The organism is Akkermansia muciniphila (assembly GCF_002884975.1).
GTDB classification, from domain to species: Bacteria; Verrucomicrobiota; Verrucomicrobiia; order Verrucomicrobiales; family Akkermansiaceae; genus Akkermansia; species Akkermansia muciniphila_C.
In genome coordinates this window covers 611,030-628,121 of record NZ_PJKB01000001.1, presented here as the reverse complement: position 1 = coordinate 628,121, position 17,092 = coordinate 611,030, and the positions used below count along the sequence as shown (strand labels likewise).

Annotated in this window: 13 protein-coding genes and 1 other RNA gene; 3 read left to right on the top strand and 11 right to left on the bottom strand. The window is 60.0% G+C overall.

All coding sequences use genetic code 11. From position 1 onward, the window contains the following. Positions 1 to 24 precede the first annotated feature (24 nt). Positions 25 to 443: RNase P RNA component class A (rnpB, locus tag CXU21_RS02635), an RNA gene on the bottom strand. A gap of 385 nt (positions 444 to 828) precedes the next feature. Here rnpB and aroA point away from each other — a divergent pair. Then, entirely contained in the window at positions 829 to 2,136 is a 1,308-nt protein-coding gene (gene aroA, locus CXU21_RS02630) for a 3-phosphoshikimate 1-carboxyvinyltransferase (protein WP_102724954.1), read from the top strand. Here the strand turns inward: aroA and CXU21_RS02625 are convergent. Together CXU21_RS02625 and CXU21_RS02620 are read right to left on the bottom strand one after the other, a co-directional pair. Then, positions 2,119 to 2,493 carry a YkgJ family cysteine cluster protein gene (locus CXU21_RS02625; RefSeq protein WP_102724953.1) on the bottom strand — a complete coding sequence of 125 codons (375 nt, stop codon included), beginning with the start codon at positions 2,491 to 2,493 and terminating at the stop codon, positions 2,119 to 2,121. The two genes, aroA and CXU21_RS02625, sit on opposite strands and share 18 nt — an antisense overlap. Positions 2,494 to 2,503: 10 nt before the next feature. Beyond that, positions 2,504 to 3,337 carry a hypothetical protein gene (locus CXU21_RS02620; RefSeq protein WP_102724952.1) on the bottom strand — a complete coding sequence of 278 codons (834 nt, stop codon included), beginning with the start codon at positions 3,335 to 3,337 and terminating at the stop codon, positions 2,504 to 2,506. Between the two features lie 130 nt (positions 3,338 to 3,467). Between CXU21_RS02620 and CXU21_RS02615 the strand changes: the two genes are divergently transcribed. Continuing rightward, entirely contained in the window at positions 3,468 to 4,367 is a 900-nt protein-coding gene (locus CXU21_RS02615; RefSeq protein WP_146016921.1) for a hypothetical protein, read from the top strand. A gap of 162 nt (positions 4,368 to 4,529) precedes the next feature. On the opposite strand, the gene CXU21_RS02610 is transcribed toward CXU21_RS02615, so the two are convergent. From CXU21_RS02610 to tatC, 7 genes are all read right to left on the bottom strand, one after another. After that, the gene (locus CXU21_RS02610) at positions 4,530 to 4,805 is read right to left on the bottom strand and encodes a zinc ribbon domain-containing protein (RefSeq protein ID WP_102724950.1); all 276 of its coding nucleotides are present in this window, start codon (positions 4,803 to 4,805) and stop codon (positions 4,530 to 4,532) included. Between the two features lie 66 nt (positions 4,806 to 4,871). After that, entirely contained in the window at positions 4,872 to 6,944 is a 2,073-nt protein-coding gene (locus tag CXU21_RS02605) for a sensor histidine kinase (protein WP_102724949.1), read from the bottom strand. Then, entirely contained in the window at positions 6,941 to 7,630 is a 690-nt protein-coding gene (locus tag CXU21_RS02600) for a response regulator transcription factor (protein WP_102724948.1), read from the bottom strand. Before CXU21_RS02600 ends, CXU21_RS02605 begins: the two co-directional genes overlap by 4 nt. 122 nt (positions 7,631 to 7,752) lie before the next feature. Continuing rightward, the gene (locus CXU21_RS02595) at positions 7,753 to 9,648 is read right to left on the bottom strand and encodes a vWA domain-containing protein (RefSeq protein ID WP_102724947.1); all 1,896 of its coding nucleotides are present in this window, start codon (positions 9,646 to 9,648) and stop codon (positions 7,753 to 7,755) included. Positions 9,649 to 9,680: 32 nt separating this feature from the next. Beyond that, positions 9,681 to 11,960, bottom strand: a complete 2,280-nt coding sequence (locus CXU21_RS02590; protein ID WP_102724946.1) for a VWA domain-containing protein — start codon at positions 11,958 to 11,960, stop codon at positions 9,681 to 9,683. Between the two features lie 145 nt (positions 11,961 to 12,105). Then, positions 12,106 to 12,942, bottom strand: a complete 837-nt coding sequence (locus CXU21_RS02585; protein WP_102711545.1) for an undecaprenyl-diphosphate phosphatase — start codon at positions 12,940 to 12,942, stop codon at positions 12,106 to 12,108. 26 nt (positions 12,943 to 12,968) lie between these two features. Next, positions 12,969 to 14,117, bottom strand: coding sequence for a twin-arginine translocase subunit TatC (gene tatC / locus CXU21_RS02580; protein ID WP_102724945.1), 1,149 nt, complete (start codon positions 14,115 to 14,117; stop codon positions 12,969 to 12,971). A 162-nt stretch (positions 14,118 to 14,279) separates the two neighbouring features. Here tatC and gltX point away from each other — a divergent pair, with 162 nt between their 5' ends. Continuing rightward, a complete protein-coding gene (gltX, locus tag CXU21_RS02575) occupies positions 14,280 to 15,581 on the top strand; it encodes a glutamate--tRNA ligase (RefSeq protein WP_102725420.1) in 1,302 nt (433 codons plus the stop codon). Positions 15,582 to 15,647: 66 nt separating this feature from the next. Here gltX and CXU21_RS02570 read toward each other — a convergent pair whose 3' ends face one another. Further along, positions 15,648 to 16,970 carry an amidohydrolase family protein gene (locus CXU21_RS02570; RefSeq protein WP_102724944.1) on the bottom strand — a complete coding sequence of 441 codons (1,323 nt, stop codon included), beginning with the start codon at positions 16,968 to 16,970 and terminating at the stop codon, positions 15,648 to 15,650. Between the last annotated feature and the right edge of the window lie 122 nt (positions 16,971 to 17,092).

Here is a 17,092-nt window from a genome sequence, read left to right as displayed (position 1 = left end):
AAGCCGCAGGGCAAAAAAGACAGATGCCGATCAGGTTCTGTAAGCCAGATTTTGTCCGCCGGCGCAGGGCCGGCTGTGTGGCCATTTTTCTCACGCGGACTGCGGTGAAGCATTCCGCGCGCCCGTTCGTCTTACGGAACGGGTGCGACTAATACCCGGGGATCCGGCGGGCAGGCAACCCTTCCCCTGTTTGTCTTGCATCGCGCGGGGTTTACCATGCCTCCTTGGTCGCCCTCGGAGCGGTGAGCTCTTACCTCCCCTTTTCACCCTTGCCTGAACGGGGATGAACCCCGTCCGGGCGGTTTGTTTTCTGTGGCACTTTCCGTCCGGGAACCCTTGGGAGGTTCCCGTCTCCCGCTTTCACGGGACACGCTGCCTTGTGATGTCCGGACTTTCCTCTATCCCGGCCCGAAGACCGGAACAGCGGCCACCCGAACCTGATCGGCACGGACTACATACGCTTTCAGCGGCGCGCGGTAAAGCCCAAAGCAGGCAAGGAGGGCATTTTTGTTTCTTCACGGCGGGGCGATATCCTGAACAAGGCAGAGCGGCCACAGGATTACTCCCGTGGCCGCTCCAACTTACTACCTATGAAAACCAGCTTGATCCATTGATCCGGAAAGGCTCTCTCCTTCCTTTCCGGAGGACGCAGCCGATAACGGCCCGAATATACGTCACCGTCCCGGAAAATCAACCCCATTATGGGTCGTTCCCCGCCCCGCCTCCAGCGCCTTTCCGGGAAGCCGGCGCCATCCGCCCCGCTCCCCGCCTTCTCGCAATTGGCTTGATTCAGCGGCCAATACAGGGTAGTTCTTCCGGGACACCGCCATGAACCTTCACTCCCATTCCATTCCGTCCCTGCAAGGGGTACTGACCGTACCCGGAGACAAGAGCATCTCCCACCGCGCCGCCATTCTGGGCGGCCTGGCCAAAGGAGTGACGGAAGTGGACAATTTCCTGTGCAGTGAAGACTGCCTGAATACCCTGCGCGCCATGGAACAGCTGGGAGCGAAGGTGGAGGTGCTGGAAGAACGGGAGGGGTACGGCCCCGTCCGCTTCCGCATCACGGGCGTGGCCATGAAGCCCGCGGCCCCCGGGCGGCCCATTGACTGCGGCAATTCCGGCACCGGCATGAGGCTGCTGGCAGGCATGCTGGCCGCCTGCCCCTTTGATTCCGAGATGTTCGGAGACGCTTCCCTGAGTTCCCGCCCCATGGGCCGCATCATGCAGCCGCTGGAACAGATGGGCGCACGGATTGAAGCCCGCGGCGCCAGGCCCGGCTGCGCCCCCCTGTTTATCCATGGCGGACGGGTCCACCCCATTTCCTACACGCTTCCCATGGCTAGCGCCCAGGTGAAAAGCGCCATCCTGCTGGCCGCCATGTTTGCAGACGGCGTTACCACCGTGCGCCAGCCCGCCGTCACCCGTGACCACACGGAACGCCTGTTCCGCCACTTCTGCGTGCCCTGCACCGTGGACGGCCTGGCCGTGGGAACAACCGGCCCGGCGCTCCCCCTGGCCCATGACCTGACGGTTCCCGCAGACATTTCTTCCGCCGCCTTCTGGATGGTGGCCGCCGCCAGCCGTCCCGGCTCACGGCTCACGCTGCGCCAGGTGGGCCTGAACGATACCCGGAACGCCGTCATCAGCGCCCTGAAGAGGATGGGCGTGCGGATGGACATTGCCACCACCTCCCCGGAGGATGCGGGGGAACCGTACGGGGATATCACCGTGTACGGCTCGGACGCCCTGCACGGAACCAGCCTGCTTCCGGAGGAGATTCCCAACCTGATTGACGAGATTCCCATCCTGGCCGTGGCCGGAGCCCTGGGCCAGGGCGATTTCATCGTCCGCAACGCCCATGAACTCCGCGTGAAGGAGACGGACCGCATCGCCACCACGGCGGCCAACCTCCGGTTCATGGGCGTGGATGTGGAGGAATTTGACGACGGCATGATCGTTCACGGCGGCACGGCCCTAAAGGGCGCGGAACTTCCCAGCTACGGGGACCACCGCATTGCCATGAGCTTCCTGGTGGCCGGCTTCAGCGCCCAGGGAGATACCGTGCTGACGGATGCGGAATGCATTAATACATCCTACCCGGGGTTTGAACAGGATTTAAGAAAGTTTATTTAATCCTGTAAGCTCTCCCCCTTTTTCCTCCTTCACTTCCCTGGCGCGGCACCGTTCCCGCCAGCTGGGGAAATTCCATTGGTTGGGGAAGCCTAGGCACTGGCGTGGTTTGACGGGATTAATCCGGCAACCGTTTTCCGTGAGCATCATGCAAGCGCCGTCCTCCGCGTCCCGGATGGATAATCCCTGCCTGTTGGCGCGCAGACGGCAGCATTCGTCAATGAACGCCTGTTCCTCCATATGCAGGAAACGGGAGATTTCCCGCACTTCATCCTCTTCTATGCACACGTCCCCTGCCCAGCGGCAGCACGCGCCGCACCTGGCGCATTCATACCGCACCGCCTTTCCGCTTTCCGTCATGCGCTCCTCCCTAAGTGAAAATTCCCCGGATAACGCCTATGTTCATGTGGGCGTCCCTCCACCGCGGATTATTGACGGCGGTTTCAAAGTCCTGGGGCAATTTCCCGATGGTGCCGGGGGCCTGCGCCAGTCCCGTCAGGATCTGCCTGAGCCTGGAACGGGAGATGAGGGTGGGCTGATTAGTCCATTGGAATACTTCACTGTCAATGATATAACCTTCATCAATCTTGGTGATGTACTTGGGGAAGCGCAGGTGGGGGTTCTGCTCCACATATACGCAGCGGCCGATGGACCGCTTGGAGCGGAACGGATGGAAGAAGCGCCGGAGGCTCTTGACCCAGTCCGGAGCCTCGGACAGCCCTTCCGCGTGCACCCACATGGTAGCCAGCTGTTCCACGGGATAAAAGTAGGAGTACGTGTAGGCGGCCTTGTAACGCGTGCTGCCCCGCCACGCATGACGCAGGCGCACCATGTCCGCCTGGCCGGACGTCAGCAGCTCCAATGCCCGCTTCAACTGCTTTTCCAGGGTTTCCCCGCGCAGATGCTCCCAGATCATGCAGTCATCCTCCGCCAGCAGGATATAGTCCGTATCCAGGGAGTTGACCGCCGTATGGAGCGCCCCTATAAAGCCGCCGTCCGCGGGGGATGCCTCCGCGGCAAGCCCGTAGGAAAGGGCCGTTTCACACACCTTGACCGCATTCTCCGGAAAAACGATGCAGGCCTCGTCAAAATATTCCAGCAGGCCTGCCCTGTCATAAGACGCCAGCGTCATGGCCAGCGTATACGGGGCATTATCACACAGCAGGGCCAGACCAACTTTTTTATCTTGAAAGAGAATTCCCATCACGTAGAACGTTTTTGGAGTCTAAGACAAGAGGAAGCCCGTTTCCAAGCAAAATAATTTTAAACAAATGTACTTTTCTCCCGCCGCTTTCCAGGCAAAGGGAAAAAACACCCCACTCCATTTCAACATCATGAAAGCATACGGTATTTTAAAGAATTCACTGCTGGCGGCAGCCATCGGCTGCGCCCTGTCCAGCTGCTATGACCCCTATTACGACAGTTTCAGCGTATCAGGCTCCTACAGCAGCGGCGGCTCCGGCGCGTCCTACATGTATGACAACGCCGGCTATCCCATTTACGGGTATTACGGGGGCAGGCCCATTTATGCCTATGACACGTTCGGCAGCCCCATTTACTCCATCAGCCTGATCCGTCCGAATTATTATATTCCCACGTGGGGGCCCGCCCCCTATTACCGCGGGCACTACATCCGGCCCCATTACTGCCGCCCCATGGCGCGTCCGCCCATGAAGCCCCAGTACAGGCCGGATCATTTCCGCCCGGACCACCGCCCGGGGGGCAACAGGCCGGTTCCCCAGCCAGGCAGGCCTGGCCACCGTCCGGACTTCGGCAAGCCCGGCAATCCCTCCCGTCCTCCCGCGGTTCATCCCGGGGGCGGCCATAACCGTCCGGACCGTCCCGGAATCAGCCAGCCCGGCGGCAGCCAGGGCAGACCGGACTTTGGAAAACCCAGCCGGCCTTCACGCCCTTCCGTAAGCAACCCCCACCGTCCCGGCGGCAATAATCCGGGCAGTTCGCACCGTCCGGGCATAAGCCGCCCGGAGGGCAACCGCCCCTCCAGACCGGATTTCGGCCGTCCCAGCCGGCCTTCCATGCCGTCATCACGGCCAACCCCGTCCAATCCGGGCATAAGCCGTCCCGTCAGCCCGCCTTCCGTCTCCAGGCCTTCTTCCCCGCCGCCGTCCGCCAGCGCGCCCGTCCGGCCCTCATCTCCACCCTCTGCCGCGCCGTCACGTCCCTCCCCCCGGCCTTCCAGTCCGGGCGGAGCCCATGGCCCGCAGAGAAGATAGCCGCCTCTGCAAGGTTCTTCCCGCAGAGCTTGCCTTGAGAAGATTTAATAAACCGGAAAAAAAGACAGCCCCGTTTATTACCTGCCTCTCCCAGGTAATAAACGGGGCTGAAAGCATGGTGTTCCCCGCCATGAACGGCTTGAGGAGGGGCGGCAGACCGCCTTATTGCTTTTTCCAGCGTTTCAGCGTGGGGAAAAACTGGCTCATTTGAGCAACGGCTTCTTCCCTGGTAAAAGAAGAGCCATTTTCCTTATTGAACTCCTCCACAAATCCGGCGCAATGCTCAATCATCTCCTCCATGGTGCAATCTGAGGTAAAGGCTCCGTTTTGAAAGCAATAGCAGCAATATTCCTCACTGGTGCTTCCGTCATGGCTGGTGCCGCAATCTTCTTTGCTTTTCAGAGGCATGCCGCAGCTTTGGCAGAATGGCGTGTTCATTAAAAGGGATTAAAACCCATCCGCACGCTTTTTTGAAGAAAAATGTTTCCTGGCGGAACAGGGCCCTTACACCCTGGAAAAAGGTATCCTGAGGGCAAACCGGCATCCGTGCCCGGAGCTTTCCTCCAGGCACAAGTCCCCGCCCATGCTCCGGGCCAGCTCCCGGGACAAAGCCAGCCCCAGCCCCACGCCCGGCTGTTTTCCGGCGGCTTCCTCCGCAGACCTGGAAAAGGGGCGGAACAGCTTGCCCTTCAGGGAATCGGAAACGCCTTTCCCTTCATCCTCCACGCGGATGACCAGAAAACGCTTCTCCGCCTTAAGCTCCACTTTCAGGATGCTTCCGTCAAACCGCGCGTACTTGGCGGCGTTGTCCGCCAGATTGTAGACGATCTGCTCCACGGCCGTCATGTCCGCCATCACGGCTTCCGGGTGCAGCTCCGGAGCCACGGAAAGCTGGGAGTCCATGCCGGCGGCCGCCAGCCGGGGGGAAATGCGGGCAATAACGGCGGAGGCCAGTTCCGGGACAGGAATTTTTTCCGGCTGGAGGGAGGCCGAATTTTTCTCCACCCGCGCATAACTCAATACATTGTCCACCAGATGCGTCAGCCTGCCCGCCTCGTTTTTCAGGATGTCCACATAATCCATTTCCCTGCCCTTGGGCACCAGGCCGGAGGAGAGCATTTCCGTGTACATGTTAAAGGTGGTCAGCGGCGTTCTCAGTTCATGAGTCACGGCGGAAACGAAGACGGCGCGGCGTTCGCTCAACCGGATAAGGCCAATCATGAAGCCGATGACGCCGCACAGGGCCAGAATGCCGCAGAACCACGCCATGGCGATGGAATTCCACACCGTGCGCAGGGAGTTGGCGGCCATGGGGAGCAGATTTCCCGGGTTCAGCATGGCGGGAATTCCAGCCAGGGTCAGATAGCTTTCCTCCCGGCCGTCCGCCGGCGCCAGGGTGGCGTCCGGCAAAATATCCGCCACGGATTCCAGAAGGTAGGCGGATAATTTATCCCAGTCCAGCCAGATGCCCTGCACCCATACCTGGCCGTGGTCTGAAATGCGGCGCGTCAGGAAGCATTCCTTCCCCTGCTGCCATCTGGGCTGGAGGGAGGAAATGGAGAGCTCCCTGTAACTTTCCAGAGTGCTGGCGATCCTTTCACGGCGGGTGACGGCCATCTCCGCCAAACTTTCCTGCGGCGGGCTTGCCGGAGCCGCCTTTTTTTCATGGACCTCAAACTGAACCCTCCTCCCGTCCAGAGACAATCCCCCGGCGCCTGTATCCAGAAGAGCCACAATGCCGCCGGAGCCGCTTTCCCGCTTTTTCCCGGCCTTCACGGAATCTGCATATCCCTTCCGATCCGGATTTTCCATGCCATTTACCGCCCTTGAAACGGTCATCCGGCCTGACACCTTAACATCCTTTTTCTCGCGTTGGAGGGATTCCGCGGCTTTCTTTTTTACCTTGACGCTGACATTGTACTCCTGCTGGCTGTTGGAAAGGTTTTTACGCATATTGTAGTCTTCCATTCCCTGCTGGAAGGCCTTCCGGCTTTCTACCGCCAGTTCCTGCTGCACGCCGTTTTTCTGCTGCTCTTTTCCGTCCGCGATGGTTACGGAAGAAATCTGCACCGTTTCCACCGGGGGAGAGACGGAAAAAACATCTGTCTGCGGCTGTACTACTTCCTCTCTGTCAATGGAGGAAGGCTGCGGAAAATTCTTCATGGCGTCCACCACATGGCTGCCCCATCCGGATTTTCCCAGTTGAATGACATATTCCAGACGCTCCGCACCTTTCTGGGGAGAGGAAACTTTCCCCTGCGGGTCTATCTGGAAGTACAGCTTGGCAAACCCGGATAAATCCGGCATGGAGCCCTCCTTCTTGAGGGATTCCGCCAGCGCGCCCCTCTGGAAATATTCTCCGGGAGAACGGTTGTTTTCCCCGGCAATCATGGAGGCCAGCAGGGAATCCATGCGCCACAGGGCCAGGCGGCTCTGCTCCACCAGGCGTATCTGGTGCGTTTCCGCCAGCCTGCGCTTCTCCGCGTCCAGCATGGAATGGCTGAGCCACCCCATCACCCCCAGCAGAATCAGCAGGCAGGACCACAACAGAAGATGGAAGGAAAAACGGCTGCTCATGCATCATCCTCCCAAATGTAGCCCTGCCCCCTGAGGGTGCGGATGACGGCAGCGTTCCTTTTCCCCATTTTTTCCCGCAAACGGGCGATCGTGGTGTCAATGCTCCGCGTTTCCACCAGCCGGGGGTCCATCTTCCAGACCCTCGCCAGAATTTCCTCACGGGTGATGATTCTTCCGGCATTGGCCGCCAGGTGGCGCGCCAGGTCAAATTCCTTGGTCGTCAGCGTCACAGGGCCCTCCTCCAGCACCAGGGCGCGGGTGGCGAAATCCAGATGCCCTTCCGGCAGCATGACGCGGCTGACGGCGCTGGGCCTTTCCGGGGACCGCCTCAGCACGGCCTCTATCCTGGCGAGCACCTCCAGCAGGCTGAACGGCTTCACCACATAATCATCCGCCCCCAGCTTCAGCCCCTTGACCTTGTCCGCCTCCGCCCCCTTGGCGGTAAGCATCAGCACGGGAACGGTAGCCCGGTCTTCCCGGATGCGCCTCAGCAGGTCAAATCCGTTCGCTCCGGGCAGCACCACATCCAGCAGGGCCAGGTCATACTCCTCTGCATGGATCATCTCCAGGGCTTCATAACCGTCCCTGGCGGACAGCACGTCGTAGCCGGACACCGCCAGGGCGTCCGACAGGCCGTTTCTGATGGCATGGTCGTCTTCTACGACCAGAATGCGGTAGCGGTGCATGTATGCAGGGCAATCTATCAAATATAAACGTTCCGGTAAAACCGGTTTTTTCAGAAAGAAAAATCCTGCGGGACCGCCCGTACTCCCGGACAGCCCCGCAGGGCACTCATTTCTTCACTCTGTTATTTCATAGGGGAGTTTTTTCCTTCCGCTCCGTTCTCTTTCACAAAGGAAAACTGCTTTTTGGAAGCCTGCTTCCGTACGGCACGGATAATGGCGTCATCCAGGCTGTCCGGCCCGGCATTCCCGGAAACGCTCTGCTGCGCCTTCCACTTGGCCAGCCATTCGCTGCGCTGCGCATCCAGCTCCATCACCTTCTTTTGCAAGGCTCCGCGCTCTTCCGCCTTCTTTTTCACCACGGCCTCCACTTCTTCCGGGGTTTTGCCTTCCAGTTCCTTGGGAAGCTGCCCGGCGCCATTCAAATTACCCAGAGCCTTGGTTCCGTCCCGTTCATAAAGGTCCACCAGGTCCCAGGAGGTGTTGCGGTACGCTGCCTTGTTGGCCTTCGCCTTGACGCGACCCGCGTAAGCCGTGGATGACAGCTCCTGGGCCAGCCTGTCCTGGCTTTCCTGCTTGCTCAGCCTTTCAGCCTGCACCTCCCGGGAACCGTAGGCCAGATACGTCCCGTTCAGGGAGGAACTCAGCTTGGCAAGCTCTCCGTCATAGGGCGTTTCCGGGTCCGGGGGAGTGGCATTATGGTCAATATTCAGGAAACTGCCGTCCCCTTTCTTGGCTCCGTCCTTCCACAGGGCCGTATCCCGGTCCCCTGCATTCCCACAATGAATGGTGTTGACGGTAATGCCCTTGGCCAGCCCCCGCGCGATGGACTCCGCATACGGCACGCTGCCCTGGTTGAAGGGTTCATTGCCTGCAATAAACACCAGTTTCAGCGCATTGGGATCCTCCGTGTTCCATTTCAGCTCCTTCACGGCCCGGTCAATGACGGCGCCGCAGCATTCCGTGCCGCCGTTGGTTTTCAGCTTGAACAGCTCCTCGGAAACCTTGTCCAGGTCATCCGTGAGCGGAAGCACCTGGCGGATCCAGGCATCTTTGGAAGACAGCCCGTCATTTCCGTACTCATACAGGGCAATCCGGATGTCGGGCAATTTGCCGTTCTGGCGCGCCAGCGTCATGTCATTGACAATCTTCCACAGGTACGTGCGCGCCTGGTTGATGAGTCCGGTCATGCTGCCGGAGGTATCCAGCAAAAGGGCAATCTGGATCACGGCGCGGTCATCCTTTTTTACAGCCGCCTGGTCCGGCGCGGCAGGCGTTCCGGAAGAAGCTTCCTCCTTCACGGGAACCACGCTGATCTTCATGCTGCCGGGAACGGCATCCTTTGCGGTGGTAATGGAATAAGCGGCTTCCTTCACCCCCTCAGCCTTCTCCCCTTTCACCGTACTTATGATGATGCCGGAGCTGGCGCCGTCCCCGCCCATGAACTCCATGGCAGGAGCCGTTCCCCTGGACTGTGTAATGACAACTACCTGTTCTTTTCCCTGAACGGCTGAAATTTCGTCAGAAACTCCTTCCTGCCGGGGCGTCACAATCATTTCCATCTTTCCGGAGTTGTCCTTTTCCTGCGTCTTGATGGAATAGGCAGCTTCCTTGAACGCCCCTGCCTTATCCGTGGGAACGCACCCTGCCCCGGCGGAAACCGCCACTTTCCGGGTGAGGAGGGCTTCCGTCTTTGGAGTTACGCTGATCTCCATCTCTCCCGGAGCGGGACCATTCCTGGTCGTGACGGAATAGGCGCCACTCTTCATTCCCTCAGCCTTTTCCGGTTCAGACGTGCTTATTTTCACGCAGGAGGCGTGCCCCATGGCGGAACTCACGGTAACGGAAGCCACGGATTTTTTCACCTCCTGCGCATTCCCCTGCCGTCCCGGCGTGATGGAGTATTTATCCTTTTCCGGCGCAACGGGGCGCCCGTTCGCGGGAGCGGCAGCGGATTCGCCATGCGAGCAAAGTGCTCCGGCGCCCAGCAGCCCCAATGTACATGCAATAATATGGTTCATGATTGTTGATTATTATTTATTTGTTTGTTCGTTTACGGAAAACTGTTCTGCATCAGCACGGTTTCTCCATCCAGGAGAAGCATCACGGAGCCGTCCAGGGCCAGGAGCCCCTGGCGGTTGGTCTTAACCAGCTTGTCCGCCACGGCGGCATATTCCGGCGTGCCCACCTGGACCGTCCTCACGGCGCGGCCCCTGTCCGGACGGGAAAGCACCGTGTTTTCCATCCAGACCCCGTTCCTGTTAAAATATCCGTTCTGCGCAATTTGCGCCGTATGGAGGAAGGAAACGGCACGGCCCCTGCGGTCCAGCTGGATGTTGTACTTGTTCAGGGTCAGCTCCTTCTTCTTGGCTACGGCATTCTCCTGCAGGGAAATCGCATCCATCCCTTCCCGTGACTCCTGCATCACTCTTCCCATCTGCCCCCCCAGCGGGGAAGCTCCCGGAACGTGCCATGAACCGGAACTCCCGTCATCCGCAAAAAAGGCGGTGGCTGAACTCATGATCCCGAAATCCCGTGAAAGCCGCATAATTTCCTCCGTCAATTCCAGTGTTTCAGGATAATTCCTCAGCTCTCCCGTACCGGAAGAATCTTCCCCCATATCCATCAGGGCCGTTTCCAAACTGCCTATTTTACGCGCGGCCCACAGCCGGGCCACAAAATCATCCTTCATGCTGGCGATGCGCTGCGGGTCCACAGTGATGGAAAAAGTCCATTCCGTGTTATTCCGGTCCACACAGGTTCCCTTGACCAGGAACGGTTCCGTACCTATGTACCTGCCGGCCAGCACGGCGGGGGCGCCGGAATAAATATCCGGCAGCGTCCCGGAGGGAATGGCGTCCTGCACCCTTCCCGGCTGTTCCCTGCCATCCGGAGAACAGACGGTATAGCGGACCTTCCGGAAAACAGGGCCGTACAACTGCCGGAACACCTGCCCCAGCTTGACTTCAAGGTTTTCTCCGGAAAGAACGTAGGACGGCAGCCCTCCGGAAATTTCAGCCATGCGCCTCAGCAGGGGGGCATTCACGTCTTCCCCCACTCCGATGGTGAAAATGCGCCTCTCCGCCTTGTTCCCCTCTCCCGCGAGAGCCACAATGTCTTTTTCAGAAGTGCGGCCGATCGTGGGAAGGCCGTCCGTCAGGAAAAGCACCACGGGCAGCATTCCCTCATGGGAGGGCTGGGCCAGCGCGGCGGACAGGGCCTCATGAACGTTGGTGCCGCCCCTCGCCACCACGGCGTCCAGCCAAGCATGAACCGCTTTCTCCGTCTTTCCGCTTTTTTCCACAGGAGCCGCCTCAAACAGGTTGACCCCTTCATTATAAGTGATGATGTTGAAGCGTTCTCCGGGATTCAGGCCGGAAACAATCTGCTTGGCCGCTTCCTTCATGCTGGCCAGCTTTTCCCCCCGCATGCTGCCGGACCTGTCCAGCACCAGCGTAACTTCCCGCAGGATGGTGTTTGCGCCGGGAGTGCCGTCCTTGCCCACCATCGCCAGGAAATAGCCGTTTTTGCCGCCTTCCGCGTCAGGAGAAGCATAAATGCTGGTATCCGGAGCGGCGTGGGCTTCCCCCTTTTTTCCGCGCGCCTCCAGCCATGACAGGCGGAAGGGCCCGGGGCTCATCCTCTCCTCCGCCAGGGTCAGAACCACGGTTCCATCCTCCAGCTCATGGCGCTTCATCTGATGGGAGGGGGTGAAAACGTTGCCCGGAGCGCCCTTTCCGGGGGCCAGCTCCACCCTCACCGTCCACGGCGCGCCGCCGGACAGGGCTTCCGTTCTGGGCAGGACATAATCCAGACGGTGGTCCGTGGGGGCCAGCAGTTGTTCGTAAACCATGCCCAGTTTCACGGAAGACCGGGGCGGCACCGGAAACACGCTGGTCCGGATGGCGCCATAGCCCGCAAATTCCAGCAGGGCCGGATCTTTTCTGCGCGCCACAATGCGGTCATACAGGCGGCGGGCTTCTGCCGCAGGCATCAGGGACGCCTGCCATGCCGTCTTTCCGTCCCCGTAATAAAATCCCTTCACCACCACGCCTTCCGGAACGGGCAGCAGCAGCTCCGCCTCCGCCGGGGAGGAACCGTCATTGCGCACGTTCAGTTCCAGAGTGGTTACGGCGCTGCGTCCGTTCACCAGAACGCGGGCGTTCACCTTTTCCATCCCCACCGCCTGCCGGACCGCCCGGTCCGCCGGGAGAATGACGCGCCTCTGCGGCAGGATGATGTTCCGGGCAGCCAGCCCGTCATCAGCATCCCGGGAATGGGCCGGAACGGCTATTCCCGCCCATACGGCTATCAGGCACCACATGATGTTCATGCCTCCATGATGCCGGAAAAATCCATCCCGTGTGTTACAATCAGGTTACATTTTCAAAACCTCCTTTCCCCGCGGCTGAAAAATAAAAGAGCCGCCTTCCCGGACCGGGCAGCGGCTCTTGACATTCAATAAAGAGGAATCAATTTTAATGCATCAACCCCGCTCCCAGCAGAACCAGGGTCACGATGCCGATGGCGATGCGGTACCAGCCGAATACGGCAAAACTGTGCTTTTGGAGGTAGGAGACCATCCATTTTACAGCCAGCCATGCGGACAGCCAGCTCACGACCGTTCCCACGGCCAGGGCTTCCCACCCGAAGGCTTCCAGCATCAGCGCCCCATCCTTGTACGCATCATGCGCCGTGGCCGCGCCCAGGGTAATCAGGCCCAGCAGGAAGCTGAATTCCACGGCGGCTTCCACGCTAAGCCCCACGAACATGCCTCCCAGCATGGTCATCAGGCTCCGGCTGGTGCCGGGAACCATGGCCACGCACTGGAGCGCGCCCACCGTCAGGGCCTTGGCCGGGGTCAGGCTTTCAATGGAGGCACCGGAGTTCCCCTCATTGGAACGTCCCTGCCTGGCGCGCCAGGCGCAGTACGCCAGAATCACGCCGCCGCCCACAATCCAGGAATAGGCCACCGTGTACGTATTGAACAGGTACTCCTTGATCAGGGAGGCGCAGCACAGGCCCACCACGGCGGCGGGGAGAAAGGCCAGAATGAGGTTCACCAGCAGCTTCAGCCCGGCGGGATTATTGCCGCGCAAGCCCTGCGCCATGGCCTTCACCCGGGGGAAATACAGGCTCAGCACCGCCAGGATGGCCCCGCCCTGGATGCAGACGGCCAGGGCGTCCAGGGCCTCCTTGCTCTGGGACATGTTCAGCAGGGATTCCGTCAGGAGAAGGTGCCCGGTGGAGCTGACCGGCAGGTACTCGGTCAGGCCTTCCACAATGCCCAGGATGATGATGTCCAGGAGATTCATGTTATGGTGTCAGTTGGATGTGTGTTTTAGTGGTTGTAGGGAGAATTGTCGTTGTTGAAGTCTTCTTCAAACCGGGCTACTTCCTCCCGGGCACGGGCGGCCTCCTTGCGCTCATGCATCCAGGCCAGGATGATGCATATTTCATACAGCGCGTACATGGGGACGGCCATCAGCATCATGGTGGCTACGTCCGGCGTAGGGGTGATGACCGCGGCCAGGATGGCGATCGCCACAATGGCGTAGCGGCGCGTGGCCTTCATCATGTCATAGGTCAGCACGCCCAGCTTGACGAAGGGCATCACCACCACGGGCAGTTCAAACGCCAGGCCGAACATCAGGATCATCTGCGTGGCGAAGGACAGGTAATAGCCGATGCGCCATTCATTGGAAATGCCGAATTCCAGGGAATACGTGTAAAAGAAGGTGAGCACCCTGGGGAGCACGATGAAGTAGCAGAACAGCGTTCCGGCCAGGAACAGGCCGAAGCCGACCGCCATGCACTTGTACAGCAGCTTGCGCTCATGCTCCAGCAGCCCCGGAATAATGAACTGGAGCAGGAAGTACAGCAACAGGGGAAAGGAGATCACCACCCCGGCATACAGGGAAAGCTTGATGGTCAGCATGAACGCCTCCCCGGGCTGGAACGCGCTCATCATCTTGAGGGCCCCCCGTCCCGTGCCGTCCGTCAGAATGGCCTCCTTGGCAAACAGGGATTCCGCCAGTTCCCGCACCGTGGAGCTGGGGCTTCCCTCCCTGATGAAAATCTCCTTCCTGTCCTCCGGCAGGGACTCCGCTCCGCGGAGCACCAGGGCCGCCTCCGTCAAGTCCGCCAGGGACGGGGAAATCTGCCGGAGAAGCAGCTTCCGCTGGGCGCCGTCCAGGCTCATCATGGCCGTGGCCGTTTCCTTGGCCTTTCCCCAGGCGTCCAGCCCGATTCCCGCGGGCAGGTGGGATTCCTCAAACATGTCCCACACCTGGTTGACGGGGCGCCTCAGGATGTCCATCAGATTGGACGCGAACCCGGCGCACAGAATCGTGCTGACGGTCAGGCACAGGGCCATCCTCAGCAGCATGGTGCGCAGGTCGTCCAGATGCTCCAGAAAGGGCTTTTCCTCGTCCTCCCGCTCAATCTGCCACTTCTCCCGCAGACGGAATATGTGCTTTAAAAAGAACACGGCGTTAAATGAACCCTAAAAACCCCTTCCAGGCAAGCCGCAAGGCCGACAACACCCGTAAAAAACGCCTGTCCCCCTCCCCGCCGCAGCGCCGCCCTTTTTGGCATGCACCCCCTGTATCTGCTTGACGCGGGCAGGCAGGCCCTTACTCTCTTACCCATCATGAGTCACGTCAGAACAAGATTCGCACCTTCCCCCACGGGCTACCTCCACATCGGCGGCGCACGCACCGCCCTGTTCAACTGGCTGTTCGCCCGCAAGACGGGCGGCACCTTCATCCTTCGCATTGAGGATACGGACAACGCCCGCAACACGGAGGAAGCCACCCGCGCAATCTTCACCGGCATGGAATGGCTGGGGCTGGACTGGGATGAAGGCCCCATGAAGGGCGGCGACTGCGGCCCCTACTTCCAAAGCCAGCGCAATGATATTTACGACGCCTATTTCAAGAAGCTCCAGGACGCCGGACGCGTGTACGAGGACGACGGCGCCTGGCGCTTCCGCTTTGACCGCTCCAAGCCCGTCACCTTCCATGACCTGATCTGCGGGGACATCACCATTGACTACCGGGACGCCTCCAACACGCCGGACATGGCCATCCGCCGGGCGGACGGCTCCTACATCTTCCACTTCGTCAACGTGGTGGACGACATTGAAATGAAGATGACCCACGTCATCCGCGGGGAAGACCACATCATGAACACGCCCAAGCACATCCAGCTGTTTGAGGCCTTCGGCGTCACTCCCCCGGTCTTCGCCCACATGCCGCTGATCCTGAACCAGGACGGTTCCAAGATGTCCAAGCGCGACGTGGGCGCGGCCCTGGGCACATATCCGGAAGAAGGCTTCCTGCCGGAAGGCGTGATGAACTTCCTGGCCCTGCTGGGCTGGTCCCCCAAGGACGACACGGAAATCTTCTCCCCGCAGGAGCTCATTGAACGCTTCTCCCTGGAAGCCGTCAACCACTCCGCCGCCAAATTTGACATCACCAAGTGCCGCTGGGTCAACCAGCAGCACATCATCGCCCTGGCTCCGGAGGAATTCACGGCCCAGGCGCGGCCCTTCTGCCTGAACGCCGGGCTGCCGGACTCCCCCATTCTGGATGACGCCATCGCCACCGTGCAGACGAAGGTGCAGACGCTGGCGGAAGTGCCGGACAAAATCCGCTTCTTCTTTGAACTCAGCATGGACCCGGAAGCCGTTGCCAAGGTCCAGCCGGAAGCCCTGGAACTGCTTTCCAAACTGGCGGACAGGCTGGAGCAGGAACCGGAATGGGACGGCCACGAACTCATTGGCGTGCTGAAAGCCTTTGCCAAGGAAAACGGCGTGAAGATGGGAGCCGTCATGTTCCCCGCCCGCGTGGCCCTCACCGGGCTGAGCGGCGGACCGGACCTTTCCTCCGTCTTCTCCCTGCTGGGCCGGGAGGAATCCGTGCGGAGAATCCGTGCGTTCTCCCTGAACTGATTCCCGCCGGGAACGGTCCTTCTTTCAAACGCTCCGGACATTCCTCCGGAGCGTTTCCTGTTTCCGTCAGGACAATCCCAGGAAGTCGGAAGGGTTGGCCGTCATCAGCTCCCGCCTTTCCTGCTCCGTGAACGTGTTCCGGAAATTCTCCATGTACTCCCTCATCCCGTCCAGAAAAAGAAGGTTCAGATAAAAATCACTGCCGAACAGGAATTTGCGGCGCACCTGTTCCGGAGCCCTGAGGAAGTACTCCCGCATCTCCCTGAGCCTGGACGCCTCCGTAATGCAGGACAAATCCGTATGAAGGCCGGGGAACTTCTCCATCATGCCGTAAATCAGTTCCGTCCACTCCGTGCCCTCGTCCTGGCAGCCAAAGTGGGCCAGGTTCAGCCGGAGGCGCGGAAAAGCCTCCATTACCTTCTCCCACAGCCGGGGATGGTTCAGGAGTTCCGCCTTCTCCTTCACCCGGAGCTTGTCCGTCAGGCGGTAGTGCCTGAACTCCAGAACGCCGTCATGCGGAACAACCTCTCCATTCCGGTAAACATGGCCGTGCACCGCGATGGAAGGGGAAAAACTGGCAAAACCGCCGCCGGAGCAATGGGCCGTCAGCGGCGCCCCGTGCCGTTCGCAATACTCGTACAGGGCCATCAGCGCCGGGTCCGTAGGGGAATAGCCGTTGGGGCAATACAGCTTGAAGCCGTAAAAACCGCCCTTCCCGCCCAGCCTTGGAACCAGCCTGTCCGTCAGGGGGGAAACGTCCATCGTCCCGTCCGGACCGTGCACGCAGTTGCCGGGGCGGCGCGGGTCCACCACGTAAAACGGAAGCACCCTGCCGGGATGCGCCGCCGCCAGTTTGAGCAGTTCTTCCTCCTGCGCCCGGAACGCATCCCGTTTTCCCAGGGAAAGCCGTTCCGTCTTTCTGGACAGGCGGCGGAGGGCCTGCTTCATCTCCCCCAGCTCCCTTCTCTCCCCCTTCCCGGCGCGGGACGCCAGCTCATCAAGTTCCTTCCGGAGCGCGGCCCATTCCTTCCGCGCCGCTTTTTTTACATTCTTCTTATACCCCTTGCGCCGCCGGAGTCCATCGGAACACCCGGCGCCCTTCATGCAGTAATCCAGGTCAAACATCAGCGGCACGACGGTATTGCAGCCGCCCTCCGCCAGCAGCTTGCCGTAAATATTCTCCGTATCCATCAAGCCCGTCTTGAAAAAACGGATGATCCTCTTCAACTCGCTGATGCCTCCCGCCGTTTCCAGACGCGCCCGCGTTCCCCGTGGACGCATGCGGGAAAGGATGAAATCCATCAGGAGCCTCCAGGAAAGAACCTCGTGGTTGAATAAATGGCAATGGGCGTCTATGGTTAAAATTTCCGGCTCCTTCATACAATTCATGGAATTATTTTCAAATTAACCAATATTCCGTTAAAAAATCAATCATGAAATCAATAAGGGCATGGAATGCCGGTTCCTGAAAAAGCGGCCGGACGAGGCGCCGGAAAGCGCGCGCCTTCCCC

Coding starts and splice junctions, on each gene's coding strand:
- aroA (WP_102724954.1), top strand. CDS start 829: ATGAACCTTCACTCCCATTCCATTCCGTCCCTGCAAGGGGTACTGACC.
- CXU21_RS02625 (WP_102724953.1), bottom strand. CDS start 2,493: ATGACGGAAAGCGGAAAGGCGGTGCGGTATGAATGCGCCAGGTGCGGC.
- CXU21_RS02620 (WP_102724952.1), bottom strand. CDS start 3,337: ATGGGAATTCTCTTTCAAGATAAAAAAGTTGGTCTGGCCCTGCTGTGT.
- CXU21_RS02615 (WP_146016921.1), top strand. CDS start 3,468: ATGAAAGCATACGGTATTTTAAAGAATTCACTGCTGGCGGCAGCCATC.
- CXU21_RS02610 (WP_102724950.1), bottom strand. CDS start 4,805: ATGAACACGCCATTCTGCCAAAGCTGCGGCATGCCTCTGAAAAGCAAA.
- CXU21_RS02605 (WP_102724949.1), bottom strand. CDS start 6,944: ATGAGCAGCCGTTTTTCCTTCCATCTTCTGTTGTGGTCCTGCCTGCTG.
- CXU21_RS02600 (WP_102724948.1), bottom strand. CDS start 7,630: ATGCACCGCTACCGCATTCTGGTCGTAGAAGACGACCATGCCATCAGA.
- CXU21_RS02595 (WP_102724947.1), bottom strand. CDS start 9,648: ATGAACCATATTATTGCATGTACATTGGGGCTGCTGGGCGCCGGAGCA.
- CXU21_RS02590 (WP_102724946.1), bottom strand. CDS start 11,960: ATGAACATCATGTGGTGCCTGATAGCCGTATGGGCGGGAATAGCCGTT.
- CXU21_RS02585 (WP_102711545.1), bottom strand. CDS start 12,942: ATGAATCTCCTGGACATCATCATCCTGGGCATTGTGGAAGGCCTGACC.
- gltX (WP_102725420.1), top strand. CDS start 14,280: ATGAGTCACGTCAGAACAAGATTCGCACCTTCCCCCACGGGCTACCTC.
- CXU21_RS02570 (WP_102724944.1), bottom strand. CDS start 16,970: ATGAATTGTATGAAGGAGCCGGAAATTTTAACCATAGACGCCCATTGC.